This window comes from Burkholderia sp. B10 (assembly GCF_004368385.1).
Lineage (GTDB): Bacteria > Pseudomonadota > Gammaproteobacteria > Burkholderiales > Burkholderiaceae > Burkholderia > Burkholderia vietnamiensis.
In genome coordinates this window covers 1-15,991 of sequence record NZ_PQMX01000106.1, presented here as the reverse complement: position 1 = coordinate 15,991, position 15,991 = coordinate 1, and the positions used below count along the sequence as shown (strand labels likewise).

Annotated in this window: 15 protein-coding genes; 4 read left to right on the top strand and 11 right to left on the bottom strand. The window is 68.2% G+C overall.

Going from position 1 to position 15,991, the window contains the following annotated elements:
• The coding region (locus C3Y15_RS32035) for a hypothetical protein (protein ID WP_208328108.1) at window positions 1–244 on the top strand (244 nt) is incomplete at its 5' end.
• A 255-nt stretch (window positions 245–499) separates the two neighbouring features.
• On the opposite strand, the gene C3Y15_RS29340 is transcribed toward C3Y15_RS32035, so the two are convergent.
• Genes C3Y15_RS29340 through phnS form a run of 7 tightly spaced genes read right to left on the bottom strand, consistent with a single transcriptional unit; the run spans window position 500 to window position 7,791 of the window.
• Window positions 500–1,051 carry a phosphonate degradation HD-domain oxygenase gene (locus C3Y15_RS29340; RefSeq protein ID WP_034193339.1) on the bottom strand — a complete coding sequence of 184 codons (552 nt, stop codon included), beginning with the start codon at window positions 1,049–1,051 and terminating at the stop codon, window positions 500–502.
• 4 nt (window positions 1,052–1,055) lie between these two features.
• Complete coding sequence (phnY, locus tag C3Y15_RS29335; protein ID WP_045577677.1) at window positions 1,056–2,510, bottom strand: phosphonoacetaldehyde dehydrogenase; 1,455 nt, start codon at window positions 2,508–2,510, stop codon at window positions 1,056–1,058.
• Window positions 2,507–3,817 (bottom strand): phosphonoacetate hydrolase, encoded by a 1,311-nt coding sequence (phnA, locus tag C3Y15_RS29330; protein WP_060082406.1) that lies wholly within the window; start codon window positions 3,815–3,817, stop codon window positions 2,507–2,509. The genes phnY and phnA overlap by 4 nt, the downstream gene beginning before the upstream one ends.
• On the bottom strand, window positions 3,814–4,674 hold the full coding sequence (gene phnV, locus C3Y15_RS29325; protein ID WP_011880893.1) for a 2-aminoethylphosphonate ABC transport system, membrane component PhnV: 861 nt from the start codon (window positions 4,672–4,674) through the stop codon (window positions 3,814–3,816). Before phnV ends, phnA begins: the two co-directional genes overlap by 4 nt.
• Window positions 4,664–5,584 (bottom strand): 2-aminoethylphosphonate ABC transporter permease subunit, encoded by a 921-nt coding sequence (gene phnU, locus C3Y15_RS29320; RefSeq protein WP_059603018.1) that lies wholly within the window; start codon window positions 5,582–5,584, stop codon window positions 4,664–4,666. The genes phnV and phnU overlap by 11 nt, the downstream gene beginning before the upstream one ends.
• Complete coding sequence (gene phnT, locus C3Y15_RS29315; RefSeq protein WP_059475493.1) at window positions 5,562–6,665, bottom strand: 2-aminoethylphosphonate ABC transport system ATP-binding subunit PhnT; 1,104 nt, start codon at window positions 6,663–6,665, stop codon at window positions 5,562–5,564. The genes phnU and phnT overlap by 23 nt, the downstream gene beginning before the upstream one ends.
• Before the next feature lie 34 nt (window positions 6,666–6,699).
• Window positions 6,700–7,791, bottom strand: coding sequence for a 2-aminoethylphosphonate ABC transporter substrate-binding protein (gene phnS, locus C3Y15_RS29310; RefSeq protein ID WP_011880896.1), 1,092 nt, complete (start codon window positions 7,789–7,791; stop codon window positions 6,700–6,702).
• Window positions 7,792–8,045: 254 nt separating this feature from the next.
• On the opposite strand from phnS, the gene C3Y15_RS29305 reads away from it, so the two are divergent.
• Entirely contained in the window at window positions 8,046–9,155 is a 1,110-nt protein-coding gene (locus C3Y15_RS29305; protein ID WP_069246414.1) for a 2-aminoethylphosphonate--pyruvate transaminase, read from the top strand.
• An 89-nt stretch (window positions 9,156–9,244) separates the two neighbouring features.
• Here C3Y15_RS29305 and C3Y15_RS29300 read toward each other — a convergent pair whose 3' ends face one another.
• Genes C3Y15_RS29300 through aroQ form a run of 3 tightly spaced genes read right to left on the bottom strand, consistent with a single transcriptional unit; the run spans window position 9,245 to window position 11,929 of the window.
• A complete protein-coding gene (locus C3Y15_RS29300) occupies window positions 9,245–10,579 on the bottom strand; it encodes an MFS transporter (protein ID WP_011880898.1) in 1,335 nt (444 codons plus the stop codon).
• Between the two features lie 43 nt (window positions 10,580–10,622).
• The gene (locus tag C3Y15_RS29295; RefSeq protein WP_014724070.1) at window positions 10,623–11,477 is read right to left on the bottom strand and encodes a shikimate dehydrogenase; all 855 of its coding nucleotides are present in this window, start codon (window positions 11,475–11,477) and stop codon (window positions 10,623–10,625) included.
• Window positions 11,474–11,929 carry a type II 3-dehydroquinate dehydratase gene (aroQ, locus tag C3Y15_RS29290; protein ID WP_011880900.1) on the bottom strand — a complete coding sequence of 152 codons (456 nt, stop codon included), beginning with the start codon at window positions 11,927–11,929 and terminating at the stop codon, window positions 11,474–11,476. The genes C3Y15_RS29295 and aroQ overlap by 4 nt, the downstream gene beginning before the upstream one ends.
• Before the next feature lie 253 nt (window positions 11,930–12,182).
• Here aroQ and C3Y15_RS29285 point away from each other — a divergent pair, with 253 nt between their 5' ends.
• Window positions 12,183–14,075, top strand: a complete 1,893-nt coding sequence (locus tag C3Y15_RS29285; RefSeq protein ID WP_059991877.1) for a sugar phosphate isomerase/epimerase and 4-hydroxyphenylpyruvate domain-containing protein — start codon at window positions 12,183–12,185, stop codon at window positions 14,073–14,075.
• Window positions 14,076–14,380: 305 nt separating this feature from the next.
• A complete protein-coding gene (locus tag C3Y15_RS29280; protein WP_011880902.1) occupies window positions 14,381–14,644 on the top strand; it encodes a hypothetical protein in 264 nt (87 codons plus the stop codon).
• Window positions 14,645–14,717: 73 nt separating this feature from the next.
• Here C3Y15_RS29280 and C3Y15_RS29275 read toward each other — a convergent pair whose 3' ends face one another.
• On the bottom strand, window positions 14,718–15,512 hold the full coding sequence (locus C3Y15_RS29275; RefSeq protein WP_045577671.1) for an AraC family transcriptional regulator: 795 nt from the start codon (window positions 15,510–15,512) through the stop codon (window positions 14,718–14,720).
• Window positions 15,513–15,991 lie beyond the last annotated feature (479 nt).

The following is a 15,991-nucleotide window of genomic DNA, read 5'->3' as shown; positions in this document are numbered from 1 at the left end:
ACTGTTTTCGGTTCCGTTAAGAACCGGTCGCTCACTCAAAGCTGACAGGTATATGAATCTCTTCATAAACCTGACTTACTTTAGTGTGAGACTCTTGATACTTTCGCTTTCTGATCCGAAGATCAGCCCGCTTCCATCAAGCGCCCACACTTATCGGCTGTTAATTTTTAAAGAGCATTTCTGCGAGAAACTTCGCGTTTCTCAGCAGCGCTGCGTTTTCAGCAGCAGAGAAGCGAGATTATGAACCGTCTTTCTTCACTCGTCAACAACTTTTTGAACTGCTTCGTTGTGACGGTGAGGGGTTCAGCTTCGTGTGCACCTGGGTCACCACATCCACCCAACCGCACCGCTTCCCTTCTTCCTTCCGCGCCGCGTTTCCGGTAGCGCGAAAGAGGCGTGATTCTATGCAGCTCACGGCAATCGCGCAAGGGGTTTCGTGAAATATATAAAGCCCCGCACGCTGCCGCGTGCGGGGCTTTATATACAAACAGTCGAGCAGTCAGCCCGTCCGCGCCTGGCGGGCCACGATTTCCATATAGTGATCGAGGCCCGGCGTGACCTTGCCCTGCTCCTTGGCCCTATCGTCCCAGCGGCGCAGGCGCAGCGCATCCGCGGCGAACGGGCGCCGCAGGAATGCCGCCGCCTCGTCGTCATCGAAGATGCCGCCCTGCAGCGCGAGGCTGCGCACCGAATCCGCCGACAGGCCGTCGACGTAGCCCGCTTCCGTACGGCACAGGCAGCGCTTTGCGTCGACGTGCAGCCGGATCGGCTCCAGCACCGCGTCGCCGAACAGCGGCCGCAGGAACGGCAGCACGTAATACTGGTGCAGATCGTCGATGCCGCGTGCGCTCGGCGTGTCGCCCTGCCGGTTCAGCAGATGCCCGAGGTCGTGGAGGAACGCCGCCGCGATCAGCGCGTCGTCCGCGCCGGCCTCCTCCGCCAGCAAGCCGCACTGCAGCGCATGCTCCAGCTGCGTCACCGGTTCGCCGCTGTACGCGACATGGCCGTGCGCGCGATACAGCCCGTCGATCTCGTCCACGGTCAGTGCCATCCGCCTACTCCCACGGCAGCGAGAACGTCTTCAGGTTCGTGAAGCTCTTCATCGCCTCCTGAACGCCTTCCTTGTAGCCGAGCCCCGAATCCTTGATGCCGCCGAACGGCGACAGCTCGATCCGGTAGCCGGGCACCTCCCACACGTTCACCGTGCCCACCTTCAGTTCGTTCACGAACCGCACGACCGCCGCCGTGCTGTCCGTACACACGCCCGACGACAACCCGAACGCCGTGCCGTTGCTGATGCGGATCGCGTCGTCGATCGTGTCGAACGCGATCACCGGCGACACGGGACCGAACGTCTCCTCACGCACGATCGTCATCGACGGATCGACGTCGTCGAGCACGGTCGGCGCATACAGCGCACCGCGCCGCACGTTGCCCGTCAACAGCCGCGCGCCGTGCGCGACGGCTTCTTCGACACGCGCCTCGAACAGCCGCGCCGCCGCGGCGTCGATCACCGTTCCCATCTCGTTCGCGACGTCGAACGGATCGCCGTACTTCCACGCGCGCGTCTTTTCGACGAGCAGCTCGGTGAACGCCGGCGCTATCGAGCGCTGCACCAGGATCCGCTTGACCGCCGTGCAGCGCTGCCCGGAGTTCCGGTAAGAACCCACCACGGCCAGCGATGCGGCGCGCTCGAGATCCGCATCGTCGAGCACGATCAGCGGATCGTTCCCGCCCAGCTCCAGCACGATCCGCCGGTAGCCGGCCCGGGCCGCGATCGCCTTGCCGATCGACACGCCGCCCGTGAACGTGATCAGCGCTGCGTGCGGATGCGTGACGAGCTCATCGGCGATTTCGCGCGGGTCGCCGGTCAGCACCTGCAGCATCGGCTCCGGCAAGCCGGCTTCGTAAAGCAGATCGGCCAGATAGAACGCCGACAGCGGCACCTTCTCCGACGGCTTCACGATCACGCGGTTGTTGGTGGCGATCGCCGGCGCGATCTTGTGCGCGACCTGGTTCATCGGGTGATTGAACGGCGTGATCGCGACGATCACGCCGTCGAGCGGCTGCCGCTGCGAGAACACGCGACGCGCCTTGCCGTGCGGCGTCAGATCGCACGAGAAGCTCTGCGCGTCGTCGCGCAGCGCCTCGACGGACGCGAACTTCAGCACGTCGGCGACGCGGCCGATCTCGTAGCGGGAGTCCTGCTTCGACAACCCGGACTCGAGCGTGATGAGGTCGGATGCCTCCTCGCAGCGCGTGCGCAGCAGCGCCGCCGTACGCTCGAGGATCTGCGAGCGCTCGTAGCGCGTGAGCGCGGGCCGGTACGCGATCGCGTAGTCGAACGCGGCGCGCACGTCGTCGACGCTCGCCAGCGGCGCGGTCCCGACGCGCGCGCCGGTGTACGGATCGTCGATGTCGAACACGCGGGCGCGCGAGGCACGCGTGCCGCACCAGCGCAGCGCCTCGGCGCGGAACGCCGGATGATCCTGGCGCGGATGAACGATCATGACGCGATCCGGTTCAGCACGAAATCGAAGACGTCGAAGTTGCGCGGACGGCGCGCCGGGTCGCGCGGCTCGATCCGGCGGTTGAAGATCAGCGGCACTTCCTGCTCGGACACGCCGCCATGCGAGCGCAGCGGCACGGTCAGGCCGGACAGGTCGTGCTCGCGCTCGCGCGTGCCGACGGCCGTGTCGCGGCGCGCGACCACCACGAGATCGCCGATCCGGTCGGCCGGCAGCTCGAAGCGCGCAGCGGCTTCCGCGTTGTCGAGCACGAGCTCGATGCCGTCGAGGTCGCCGATGCGCCACATCGCGTCGGTCCGGTCGACACCCGGCGCGAGGTAGACCGTCGCGAACGAGCCGAGCGCGCCGTGATGCACGACGTATGGGTCGGTGATCGGCAGAATCACGCGCGCGGACTGCGCGCCGAACCAGCGGTCGAACGCGTCCTGCAGATAGACCACGTTCGGACGGCCGGTGGCCGGATCGTGCTTCGCGTTCATCCCGTGGTCGGCCGTGAGCCCGATCGCCCAGCCGAGCGCGTCGAGTTGCGCGAGATAGCGGTCCATCATCGCGTAGAACGCGTTCGCGCCCGCGCTGCCGGGCTCGCACTTGTGCTGCACGTAGTCGGTGGTCGACAGGTACATCAGATCGATCTGCCGCGTCTGCGCCAGCCGCACGCCGGCCGCGAACACGAATTCGGACAGCGCCGCGCTGTATACGTCGGGCGACGGCAGGCCGACCCAGTCGAGCACGTCGACGATGCCGTTTTCCGCGAGATTGGCCTGGGCGGCCTTCTCGGCGGAAAAGCAGATGCCGTTCATCCGCCAGCCGAGCAGCCGGCGCAGCTTGTCCTTCGCGGTGACCACGGCCACGCGCGCGCCGGCGTCGGACGCCGCCGCGAGCAGCGTGCCGGCGCGCAGGTAGGACGGATCGTTCATCATCACTTCGGCGCCGCGGCCGCCGTCGGCGGTCGCGTCCCAGAAGTAGTTGCCGCAGATGCCGTGCACCGACGGCGGCACGCCGCAAACGATCGACAGGTTGTTCGGGTTCGTGAAGGTCGGCACGACGCTGTCGGCGCGCCACGCGGTGCCCTCCGCGATCATGCGGCCGAGGAACGGCGCGACGCCGGCCGCCACCGCGCGCTCGAGATAGTCGTACTCGCAGCCGTCGACGCAGACGACGACCGTCGGCTCGACCGGCAGCCGATAGCGCCGGCCGTTCACGTCGACGCAGCGCGCCGCGAGATCGGCCGAAAGGTTGCCGGCACGCACGTGCTCACCGGGCAGTCGCAAGGAGAATGCGGCGTTCATGATGCAGCCCTCGTGCCGCGCGGCACGCGCGCGGCGATCAGCAGCAGCGCCGCGAGCGACGCGCCGAGCATCAGCAGCGACAGCGCCGATGCGGGAAGGTAATAACCGCGCTCGACCTGGCCGATCACGACGATCGGCACGGTCGCGAAACCGGGCGGATAGACGGTCAGCGTCGCGCCGAGCTCGCCGAGCGACAGCGCGAAGCCGAGCGCGAGACTCGCGCGCAGCGCCGGCACGAGCTGCGGCAGCAGCACGCGGCGCAGCACCATCGCGGGCGGCGCGCCGAGGCTCGCCGCGGCTTCGCGCAGCACGGTCAACTCGGGGCGCAGCGCGGCCGCCGCGCAGCGATAGCAGAACGGCAGGATCAGCGCGAGCTGCACCAGCACGACGATCGCGGCGGAGCTCGACAGGTCGAGCGGCTTCTGGTGATACGCGATCAGCACCGCGAGCCCGAGCACGACGCTCGGCACGCCGTTCGGCACCATCACGAGCGCGTCGACGACGGCGCCGACGCCGCGTCGGTCGCGCCCTTCGAGCGCGAACGCGAGCCATAGGCCGACGATCGTGCCGAGTGCGGCCACGCCGAAGCCGATTTCGAGGCTCGTCAGCAACGCGTCGTATTCCGGCGCGCCGAGCCGTTCGAACCAGCGCAGGCTGTAGCCGGCCGGCAGGATCGTGCCCGACCACCGCGTCGCCACGCTCGACAGCGCGACGACGACGACCGGCAGCACGAACAGCCAGAAGCACGCGAACGCGGCCAGCGCGAGCGCCGCGCGCGATGCATGCTTGAGCAGCGTGTCGCTCCAGTCGGCCCGACGGCGCGGCACCGCTTGCCCGATACGGAATTCAGCGGACATCGTTTCCTCCCGTCGCACGCCGGTTCACCCGGCGATAAACCGCATAGAGCGCGAGCGACAGCGCGAGCATCACGACCGCGCCGGCCGACGCGGTCGGCACATCGAGATCGACGGTCGCGCTGCTGTAGATGGCGACCGGCAGCGTCACCAGGCGCGCGCTGCCGAGCACGAGCAGAATCCCGAACTCGTTCAGCGTGAGCAGGAAGCACAGCACGGTGCCGGCCGCGATGCCCGGCCATGCGATCGGCAGCACGACCCGGCGCGCGAGCATCGCGCCGGACGCGCCGAGGCTGCGCGCGGCTTCGACGAGCCGCAGGTCGAGCGTCGCGAACGACGCGAGCGTCGGCCGCACGACGAACGGCGTGTAGAACACGGTCTGCGCGAGGATCACGCCGCCGATGCCGAACAGAAAATCGAGCGGCGGTTGCTCGAGATGGAACAGCTGCTGCAACGCGACGCCGATCGAGCCTTGCGAGCCGTACAGGAAGATCAGCGTGAACGCGACGAGGAACGACGGGAACGCGACGTACAGTTCGAGGAAGCGCGTGACGAGCGACGCGCCCGGAAATGGCCTGAAGAACAACAGCGCGGCCAGCAGCACGCCGAGCACCGACGCGGTGCCGGCGCTCGCGAACAGCACGCCGACGGTCGTCAGCAGCACGTTGCGCATCTCGGGATTGCCGAAGAAGGCGCGATACGCGGCAAGGCTCGGGCCGTGATCGCCGGAGACGCTCAGCAGCACGAGGCGCGCCAGCGGATAGACGACGAGCGGGCCGAGCACGACGGTCGCGAGCGCGACGAGGTGCAGGTCGCCCAGGCGCTTGCGGCGCCGCGCAACGGCCGCATGCGCGGCGGCCGACGCGCGCACCTGCGGCGGCAGCGCGGCTTCAGGGCTCGATAAGGACGACATCGTCTGCCTCGCAATGCAGGGACACGCGCGCGCCACGCGCCGGGGCCGCGCCGCGGCCGCGCTGCATCGTCACGCGCACGGGTTCGTCGGGCGCCGCGTCGAGCACGACCGCGATCGACAGGTCCGCGCCCTGCCATTCGACCGACGACACCGTGCCGTGCAACCCGCCCGCCGCGAGCGGCATCACGGTCAGCCGCTCGGGGCGCACGCATGCGACCTTGTCGCGCACGTCGTGGCGCGGGTCGCCGAGCGGGAAGATCACGTGCGGCGGCAACAGGTTGGCCGGCCCGAGATAGCGCGCGACATAGCCGTCGCGCGGCGCGTCGTACAACTGCTGCGGCGTGCCGAGCTGCGCGATCCGGCCGTCGCGCAGCAGCAGCGCACGGTCGGACAGCACGAGCGCGTCGTCGCGGTCGTGCGTCACGCAGACGACCGTCAGGTTCGGCAAGCGCTCGTGCAGCGCCTTGAGCTCGCTGCGCACCGAGGCCCGCAGGTTCGCGTCGAGCGCCGACAGCGGCTCGTCGAGCAGCAGCACGTCGGGCTCGATCACGAGCGCGCGGGCGAGCGCGACGCGCTGCTGCATCCCGCCCGACAGCTGCGCGGGCAGGTGATGCCCGGCGTCGCCGAGCTGCACGAGCTTGAGCGCGTCGGCGACGCGGCGCGTCACCTCCGACGACGCCATGCGGCGCGCGCGCAGCCCGAATGCGACGTTCTCGAACACCGACAGGTGCGGGAACAGTGCGTAATTCTGGAACAACAGACCGAGATTGCGCTTGTGCGGCGGCGCATGGGTCAGGTCGCGCCCGGCGACGCTCAGCGTGCCGGTCAGCCCGTCGGCCTTCACGAACCCGGCGATGAAGCGCAGCAGCGTGGTCTTGCCGCAGCCGCTCTTGCCCAGCACGGTCAGGAATTCTCCGGCGCCGATCGACAGCGACAGATCTTCCAGCACCGTGCGCGCGCCGTAGCGCACGCTCAGATGCTCGATCAGCACGCCGCCCGGCGCGCCGGCGCGCAGCGTCGCACGCGGCTCGGCGGCGCCGAACGCGCCGGGATGGGTCAGGGTGGTGTCCACCGGGTTCATCCTCTCGGTCACGAATACGGGCGGCGTGCGTGCATCACTTCGGCTTGACGACGTCGACCGGCTTGCCGGAGCTGCCGATCACGTCCTTCTTCCAGCGCTCGATCCACACCGGCTTCTTCGCCATCACCTGGTTCCAGTCGACCGGGATCAGCTTGACGCCCGCGATCGCCTTCCTGACCGCGTCGCCGTTCTTGCCGGCCAGCGGCACGTCGGTACGGCCGGGGATGCCGTACATGTCCGGCACCTTCGCTTGCACGTCGGTCGACATCAGGTAATCGATCAGCTTCTTGCCCGCGTCCTGGTTCGGGCCGCTCTTGATCAGGCCGATGCCGTACGGCAGCTGGAACGTGGTCGGCTGGTCGCCTTCCTTGGCGGCCAGGAAGATCGGCTTGACCGACAGCGCGCCGTGCTCGGCATCGTCGAGGTCCATCTGCAGGTCGCCGTTCGCGACGCTGATCTCGTTGCGCGACAGCAGCACGTTCAGATAGCCCGTGCCCTTGGTGTGGAACTTCACGCTCTGCGACAGCTTCGCGAGATAGTCGAACGCCTTGTCCTCGCCCATCAGCGACGTCGTCAGGATCAGCACGGCCATCCCGTCGCCGGCGGTCGCCGGGTTCGAGTATGCGACCTTGCCGGCATAGCTCGGCGACAGCAGATCGGCGAACGTCTTCGGCTGATTCTTCACGACGTCGGGGTTGATCGCGAACGAGAAGTAGTTGTTCACGAACGTCGCCCACGTGCCGTCCTCCGCCTTCGCGATCGCCGGCACGTTCTTGTAGTTGACGCTCTGGTACGGCTGCAGCAGGCCCATCTGGCCGGCCTGCTGGATGAACGGCGGCAACGTGACGATCACGTCCGCCTTCGGCGAGTTCTTCTCGATGTTCGCGCGGTTGACGACCTCGCCGCTGCCCGCCGTCACGATGTTGACCCGCACGCCTTCCTTCTTCTCGAACGCCGGCAGTACGTCGCGATAGAGGTTCTCGAGACCGTCCGCCGTATACAGCACAACCGCGTTCGCCGCATGCGCGGGCAGCGCCGCGCCTTGCAGCAGCCCGGCCGCGCACGCGGCCAGTGCGAGCTTGCGGAACGCGCCGGCAGCGGCGCGCGAGGAATTCTGCAGTGTCATCTCACTTCTCCGTAGGCGGAACACCAAACGGCCGGGGGACGATCCGGCTCCTTTTAGTCGACGCCGCCCGACAGCCGGCCTGCGTCGCTGCCGCGCTGCGTGGGATGGCGCGGCAAGCGAAGCATCACAGCGTTCGATGACAACCCCGTGACGACCGCCCTGAATTCCACAAAATGACATATTTTGCCAATATCTTGCAATTCGCCCGGACCTGCCATCCAGGCATTTCGTCCGATCCTTGCCGAGAACCCACCATGTCCGATCCGATCCTGCTCACGCCCGGCCCGCTCACCACGTCCGCCACGACACGCCACGCGATGCAACACGACTGGGGCTCGTGGGACGCCGCCTTCAACCGGCTGACGGCCAGCGTCTGCGCAGACTTGGTGGCGATCGCGGGCGGCGGTGACGCGTACGCGTGCGTGCCGCTGCAAGGCAGCGGCACGTTCGCGGTCGAAGCCGCGCTCGGCACGCTGGTGCCGCGCGACGGCGTCGTGCTGGTGCCGCACAACGGCGCGTATTGCGCGCGCATCCTGACGATCCTCGGCCGGCTCGGCATCGACGCGATCGCGCTGCCGTTCGGCGAGGATGCGACCGTCGACGCGGCGGCGGTCGAAGCGGCGTTCGCGCGCGAGCCGCGCATCACGCATGTCGCGCTGGTGCATCTGGAAACGAGCGCCGGCATCCTGAATCCGCTCGACGCGATCGCGCATCTGTGCCGGCGGCACGGCAAGCGGCTGATCGTCGATGCGATGAGTTCGTTCGGCGCGCTGCCGATCGCGCTCGCCGACAGCGGGATCGACGCGTTGATCTCGGCGAGCGGCAAATGTCTGGAAGGCGTGCCGGGGATGGGCTTCGCGATCGTGCGGCGCGACGCGCTCGACGCGTGCGCGGGCAATGCGCGGTCGCTCGTGCTCGATCTGCACGACCAGTACCGCTACCTGCACCAGACGGGCCAGTGGCGCTTCACGCCGCCGACCCACGTCGTCGCCGCGTTGCGCGCCGCGCTCGATCAGTATCTGGCCGAAGGCGGCCAGCCGGCGCGCGGCGCGCGCTATGCGGAAAACTGCCGCGCGCTGGTCGAGGCGATGCGCACGCTCGGCTTCCGGCCGTTTCTCGATCCGAGCGTGCAGGCGCCCGTGATCGTCACGTTCCATGCGCCCGACCATCCCGCCTACGATTTCGGCCGCTTCTACGACGCGGTGCGTGACGCAGGCTTCGTGCTGTATCCGGGCAAGCTGACGCAGGTGGACACGTTTCGCGTCGGCTGCATCGGCGCGATCGACGCCGGCGACATGCGCCGGGCGGTCGCGGCGATCGCGCGCGCCGTCGAGTCGCTCGGCATCGCGATGCAGCGCGCGTAGCGCGGGCGCACCGATGGCGCGCCAAATAAAAAACCCGGCGGCCGAAGGGACCGCCGGGCGAATGCACCGTGGGTGCGTGGAGCCGATGCTTACAGTTCGATCCGCTTGATGTCGCCGACGACGAAGATGTACGACAGCGCGCCGATCAGCGCGATCACGCCGATGAACACCAGCGCGCCGACGAACGAACCGGTCGATGCGACGATGAAGCCGACCACGAGCGGCGTGACGATCCCGGCCAGGTTCGCCGCGAAATTGAAGATGCCGCCCGTCACGCCGAGCAGGCCGTCCGGGGCGATGTCGGACACGAGCGTCCAGCCGAGCGCCGCCATGCCCTGCGCGAAGAACGCCACCGACATGATCGCGATCACCGCTTCGTTGCTCTTCACGTAGTTCGCGAGAATGATCGTCGAGGCGAGCAGCAGGCCGGCGATGATCGGCAGCTTGCGCGCGAGGTTCGCCGACTTGCCGCGGCGCAGCAGCCAGTCGGAGAAGATGCCGCCGAACATCACGCCGACCGACGCCGCGATGAACGGCATCACCGCGAAGAAACCGATCTTCAGCCAGCCCATGTGGCGTTCGGTCGCCAGATAGGTCGGGAACCAGGTGAGGAAGAACACGAGCGTCGAGTTGCCGGCGAACTGGCCGAGGCAGATGCCCGCGAGCTGGCGCTTCTTCAGCAGCCGGCCGGCCATCGCCCAGCTGAACCGCGTCTGCGCCGGCTTGCCGCCGTCCTTGCGGACGCCGTGCACGAGGCCGCCGCCCGCCTCGATGTACGAGAGTTCCTCGGAATTCGCGCCCGGATGGTTGCGCGGCTCGTGATAGAGCTTCCACCAGACCAGCCCGAACACGATCCCGACCGCGCCGACCACCCAGAACAGCGAGCGCCAGCCGAACGCGCCCATCAGCGCGAACAGCACGGGGCTGAAGAACGCGAGGCCGATGTATTCGCCGACCGTATAGGTGCCGGTCGCCATCGCGCGCTCGCTCTGCGGGAACCAGGTCGCGACAACGCGGCTATTGGTCGGAAAACACGGCGCTTCGGTCACGCCGAGGCCGAGCCGGCACGCGAGCAGCGTCGCGACGCCCGGCACGAAGCCCTGCAGCAGCGTGCAGAACGACCACAGCGTCATCGACCAGTAATAGGTGATCTTGCTGCCGAAGCGGTCGAGAAACAGGCCGCCCGGCACCTGCATCGCGACGTAGGTCCACGAGAACGCGGAGAACATGATGCCCATGACGGCCGCGTTGATGCCGAGCTCCTTCGTCAACTGCGGCGCGGCGACCCCGAGCACGGTGCGGTCGAGATAGTTGATCATCGTGCCGATCGCGAGCAGCGCGAGGATCTTGTAGCGCGCCGACGTCCGCCGGACCGTACCGGCCGCCTGCGCGGACGACGCGCTCGTGTGGGTGCTGTGCTGCATGGTTGTCTCCTGGTTTCTTTTTTCGTGCTGCTAAGTCGAAGGGTCAGCGCGCGACGAGCGACTGAAAGTGCTCGAACATCCGCTCGTCGTCGGGCGTGCGGCCGGTGAACAGCTCGAACGCGTCGACGGCCTGGTACACGGCCATCCCGCCGCCCGGCAGCGTCGCGCAGCCGGCCGCCCGCGCCGCGCGGATCAGCTCGGTTTCGAGCGGGAAATAGACGATGTCTGCCACCCACATGCCCGCGTGGAGCAGTTCGGCCGGCAGCGGCAGGCCCGGATGCTTGGCCATCCCGGTGGGCGTCGCGTGGATCAGGCCCGTCGCGGCGCGCATCGCGGCCGCGAGATCGTCGCCGGCCGCGACCCGCGCGGCCGGGAAGCGCTGCTGCAGCTCGCCCGCGAGCGCGATGGCACGCGCGCCGTCGACGTCGAAGATCGTCAGTTCGGCGGCGCCCATCTGCAGCGCCGCATGCGCGACGGCCGCACCCGCACCGCCCGCGCCCAGCTGCACGACGCGTGCGAGCGACGCGTCCGGCAGCCCGCGCCGGAACGATCGCGCAAAGCCCGACCAGTCGGTGTTGTGGCCGATCCGCTTGCCGTCCTTGAACAGCACGGTGTTCACCGCGCCGAGGGCGCGCGCGTCGTCCGACAACGCATCCAGATGCTCGATCACGCGCTGCTTGCACGGGTGCGTGATGTTCAGCCCGTTGTAGCCCATCTGCTGCGCGGCATCGAGCAGTTGCGGCAGCGCGTCGGCATTCACGCCGAGCGCGTCGAGATCGATGCGCCTGTATACATAGCCGTATCCCTGGCGGAAGCCTTCTTCCTCGTGCATCGCGGGCGACAGCGAACCGCCGATGCCCTGGCCGATCAGACCGATCAGAAACGACGGGCGGCTCATCGGGCGGCTCCCTGCGCAAAAAGGGTCGCCAGGCGCTGCAGCGCGAACAGGTAGCCTTCGGTGCCACAGCCGCAGATCACCGCTTCGGCGACGGCCGACACGTACGAATGGTGACGGAACGCCTCGCGGCGATGCACGTTGGAAATATGTACCTCGATCACCGGCTTCGCGATCGCCGACAGCGCATCGGCCAGCGCGACCGACGTGTGCGTGTAACCCGCCGGGTTGATGACGATGCCGTGCGTGTCGTGACGCGCGGCGTGCAGCCAGTCGATCAGCTGATGTTCGGCGTTGGACTGACGGAACTCGAGTTCCAGCCCGAGCCGGTCGGCCGCGGTGCGGCACCGCTGCTCGACGTCGGCCAGGGTTTCCGCGCCATAGATATGGGGCTCGCGGGTGCCCAGCAGATTCAGGTTCGGGCCGTTCAGCACCAGCACCTTGTGCTTGCTCATGTCGGTTTTGCTCCAGGAACGGGCGGGCCGCTGATCGGGGCCCGCCTCTGACGTCAAGATTCGGCGCTAGTGTGCGCTTGCGCAAGCGCAAAGTCTTTGCGGGTTTTCGCTAATTTGTACCAACTAGTTAGTTTGTATAATTTCCGAAACTCCCATAGTAAATTCGGGAAATGGTGTTCGTCGCAAATTCCACGACTGGTTCATCCGGCTCGATGCGACGGGCGCCATGCCCGCCCTTCCGCAGGACTCGCCCATGCAGCGCTCGATCGCCACCGTGTCACTGTCCGGCACGCTTGCCGAGAAGCTCACCGCCATCCAGGCCGCAGGCTTCGACGGTGTCGAGATCTTCGAGAACGACCTCGTCTACTTCGATGGATCGCCCGCCGACGTGCGGCGCATGGCCGCCGATCTCGGGCTCGACATCGTGCTGTTCCAGCCCTTTCGCGACTTCGAGGGCGTGAGCCCGGCGCAGCTCGCGCGCAACCTCGACCGCATCCGCCGCAAGTTCGACGTGATGCACGCGCTCGGCACGGACCGCATCCTGGTATGCAGCAACGTGTCGCCCGACACGATCGCGGACGACGCGCTGCTGATCGACCAGCTCGGCGCGCTCGCCGAGGCCGCGCGCGCGGCCGGCGTGGTCGCCGCGTACGAGGCGCTCGCCTGGGGCCGCGTCGTGAAACGCTACGGCCACGCGTGGCAGCTCGTGAACGCGGTGAACAGCCCGCACCTCGGCCTCGCGCTCGACAGCTTCCACACGCTGTCGCTCGACGATTGTCCGGACGCGATCGCCGCCATCCCCGGCGAGCGGATCGCCTTCGTGCAGATCGCCGATGCGCCGAAGCTCGCGATGGACGTGCTCGAATGGAGCCGCCACTACCGGTCGTTCCCCGGCCAGGGCGACTTCGACCTCGCCCGCTTCACCGCGCGCGTGATCGAGTCCGGCTATACGGGCCCGCTGTCGCTCGAAATCTTCAACGACGGCTTTCGCGCCGCGCCGACCGCGATCACGGCCGCCGACGGCCACCGTTCGCTGCTCTATCTGGAAGACCTGACGCGCACGCGGCTCGCGCAGGAAGGGCACGCGCCGGCCGCCGGCCAGCCGCTGTTCGCGCCGCCGGCGCCGCCCGCGCACGTCGGCTTCCAGTTCATCGAATTCGCGGTCGACGCGCAGGCGGCCGCGACCGTCGGCGACTGGCTCAGCCGGATGCGGTTCCGCCTCGCGGGCCGCCACCGCTCGAAGGACGTCACGCTGTTCCAGCACGGCGCGGCGTCGATCGTGCTGAACGCCGAGCACGACTCGTTCGCGGATGCGTTCTTCCAGCAGCACGGGTTGTCGCTGTGCGCATCGGCGTTTCGCGTCGACGATGCGAAAGTGGCGTTCGAACGCGCGGCCGGATTCGGCTATGCGCCGTTCTCCGGGCGCGTCGGCCCGAACGAGCGCGTGCTGCCCAGCGTGCAGGCGCCGGACGGCAGCCTCGAGTATTTCGTCGACGAGGCGCCGAACGCGCCGACGCTCTACGAGTCGGACTTCCTGCTGACCGACATCGACGGCCCGACCGAGGTCGGCCCGCTGACGGGCATCGACCACGTGTGCCTCGCGCTGCCGGCCGACGCGCTCGATACGTGGATCCTGTTCTTCAAGACCGCGTTCGGCTTCGAAGCGGAGCGCAGCTGGCTGGTGCCCGATCCGTACGGGCTGATGCGCAGCCGCGCGGTGCGCAGCGCCGACGGCTCGGTGCGGATCGCGCTGAATGCGTCGCTCGACCGTCATACGGCCGTGGCCGAATCGCTCGACCGCTATCACGGCACGGGGCTGAACCACGTCGCGTTCCGGACCGACGACATCGTCAAGACGATCGCCGCGTTCGCGGCCGACGGCGTGCCGTTCCTGCGGATTCCGCCCAACTATTACGACGATCTCGCCGCGCGCTACGCGCTGCCCGACGCGCTGATCGACACGCTGAGCGCCCACCATCTGCTGTACGACCGCGACGAGCACGGCGGCGAATTCCTGCATGCGTATACCGAGCTGGTCGACAACCGCTTCTCGTTCGAGATCGTCGAGCGGCGCGGCGGCTACGACGGCTACGGCGCGGCCAATGCGGCCGTGCGGCTGGCCGCGCAGGCCCAGCGCCGGAAATAGCGAAGCGGCGAGATTCCGGCTCGGCGCCGGATCGCATGATCGCCAGCGTGCCGCTGTGGCACGGCATACCACGGCCCGGCTCGGCGGAGCGGACTCATCTATGTGAGCAATACGGCGGCGGACGCCCGTCCGGCAAGGCCCGAACGCGCGCGCCCGGCGGCCGGCACACGGCCGCCGTTACGTCCAGTAACGGATGCGGCATCGCAGCATGCGCGGCAAGGCGGCAGTTTTAATAATCGCTTAAGTCTTCGACGGCACCATCCGCAACCAGTTACCCGATGGTCATCTCGAATAGGAGGACAGCGATGAGCGCCGTAGATGCACCCGCCGGCCGCCCGGCCGCCCCACCTGCGAAAAAGACGATGCTGCGCCGCTTGCTCAGCCATCACGAAATCGCGACGCTGCTCGTGCTGCTGCATGCGCCGATCGGCGCGAACGCGAAACCCGAATTGCCGGCGCTGCAGGAGGCTGGCCTCGTCGAGATGGTCAAGCTCGATCCCGATACCGCGCCGAGCTTCCGGTTGACCGAGGACGGCACGGCCGTCCTGAAAGGGCTTGGCTACCGCTGAGCCGTCAGCTTCCCCTTCCCCCACCCGCCCCACGCCCGTCATTGCGCGCCGCCGCCCCGGCGCGCGCGTCGTTTCAACCGGCGCGTTCCTGCAGCATCAGCCGATATTCGCTCGGCGTCACGCCGACGGTCGCCTTGAACTGGCGCGTGAACGCGCTGTGATCCGTATAACCGCATAGCGCCGCCACGTCGGTCACCCTGTCGTGCGTGACCAGCAACGCGGTGGCGGCTTCGAGCCGCGTCTTCAGCAGCACCTGGCGCGGCGTCAGGTGAAACACCTTGTGGAAGTAACGCTCGAGCTGCGCGACCGACATCCCGGCCATCTGCGCGAGCTGCTTCAGGTTCAGCGGCTGCACGTAATGATCCTGGATGTGCTGCACCACGTCGGCGAGCCGGCTGTAGGCCGGATGCGAACCTTCGTGCGCCTTCAGGTCGCGCGAGATGCCCGCGAGGCCGACCACCTTGCCGGACGCGTCGCGCAGCGGCTCCTTGCAGGTCAGGCACCAGCCCGGCAGCCGGCCCGGATACAGATGCAGCTCGAGCTGATCCATCAACTGCAGGCCGGCATTGATCGTCGCCATGTCCTGCTCGAAATAGGTGCGGCCGAAGCGGCGCGGAAACACCTCGTCGGTCGTCTTGCCGAGCAGGTCGCGCTTGTCCTTGTAGCCGCAGCGCAGCGCCAGCGTCCGGTTGACGAGCGCATAGCGGCCGCTCGCATCCTTCACGAAGAACGCGACGTCGGGCAGCGCGTCGAACACCGGCTCGAGCAGCCGGAAATGCGCGAGCATCGCGCCGAGATCGGCGTTGTCGGGCTGGTAGCGCAACGTATCGGACAGGCTCATGGGCGGTGCGGCAAGCAAGGTCGTCATCCCGGCGTCGGCGAAGGGGGTGGCTGATGGCGTCGATTATAGAAGCGGGCGGTCCGGCGCGGCGCAAGGTTCGCGGTGCGGTGGTTCTCGCGGTGGAGGTGATGGCGAGGGCCGGGGCGCCACGCTTCGCGTCGCGGAACGTTATCGCTACGGGATTGGCGGGTGGAGGGCGTGGGGCGGACTGTCGCCTGTCCGCCTGTCCGCCTGTCCGCCTGTCCGCCTGTCCGCTTGTCCGCTTGTCCGCTTGTCCGCTTGTCCGCTTGTCCGCTTGTCCGCTTGTCCGCCTGTCCGCTTGTCCGCTTGTCCGCCTGTCCGCCTGTCCGCCTGTCGCCTGTCGCCTGTCGCCTGTCGCCTGTCGCCTGTCGCCTGTCGCCCGTCGCCCGTCGCCCGTCGCAATTCGCAAATCGCAAATCGCAAATCGCCGGTTGCAGGGAGCTCACAACGCGCCGCGCAGCAGGAGGTTGTACGCGCAACCGCTG

Coding starts and splice junctions, on each gene's coding strand:
- phnU (WP_059603018.1), bottom strand. CDS start 5,584: ATGTCGTCCTTATCGAGCCCTGAAGCCGCGCTGCCGCCGCAGGTGCGC.
- aroQ (WP_011880900.1), bottom strand. CDS start 11,929: ATGAGCAAGCACAAGGTGCTGGTGCTGAACGGCCCGAACCTGAATCTG.
- C3Y15_RS29340 (WP_034193339.1), bottom strand. CDS start 1,051: ATGGCACTGACCGTGGACGAGATCGACGGGCTGTATCGCGCGCACGGC.
- C3Y15_RS29280 (WP_011880902.1), top strand. CDS start 14,381: ATGAGCGCCGTAGATGCACCCGCCGGCCGCCCGGCCGCCCCACCTGCG.
- phnA (WP_060082406.1), bottom strand. CDS start 3,817: ATGAACGCCGCATTCTCCTTGCGACTGCCCGGTGAGCACGTGCGTGCC.
- C3Y15_RS29275 (WP_045577671.1), bottom strand. CDS start 15,512: ATGACGACCTTGCTTGCCGCACCGCCCATGAGCCTGTCCGATACGTTG.
- phnS (WP_011880896.1), bottom strand. CDS start 7,791: ATGACACTGCAGAATTCCTCGCGCGCCGCTGCCGGCGCGTTCCGCAAG.
- C3Y15_RS29285 (WP_059991877.1), top strand. CDS start 12,183: ATGCAGCGCTCGATCGCCACCGTGTCACTGTCCGGCACGCTTGCCGAG.
- phnY (WP_045577677.1), bottom strand. CDS start 2,510: ATGATCGTTCATCCGCGCCAGGATCATCCGGCGTTCCGCGCCGAGGCG.
- phnV (WP_011880893.1), bottom strand. CDS start 4,674: ATGTCCGCTGAATTCCGTATCGGGCAAGCGGTGCCGCGCCGTCGGGCC.
- C3Y15_RS29305 (WP_069246414.1), top strand. CDS start 8,046: ATGTCCGATCCGATCCTGCTCACGCCCGGCCCGCTCACCACGTCCGCC.
- C3Y15_RS29295 (WP_014724070.1), bottom strand. CDS start 11,477: ATGAGCCGCCCGTCGTTTCTGATCGGTCTGATCGGCCAGGGCATCGGC.
- C3Y15_RS29300 (WP_011880898.1), bottom strand. CDS start 10,579: ATGCAGCACAGCACCCACACGAGCGCGTCGTCCGCGCAGGCGGCCGGT.
- phnT (WP_059475493.1), bottom strand. CDS start 6,665: ATGAACCCGGTGGACACCACCCTGACCCATCCCGGCGCGTTCGGCGCC.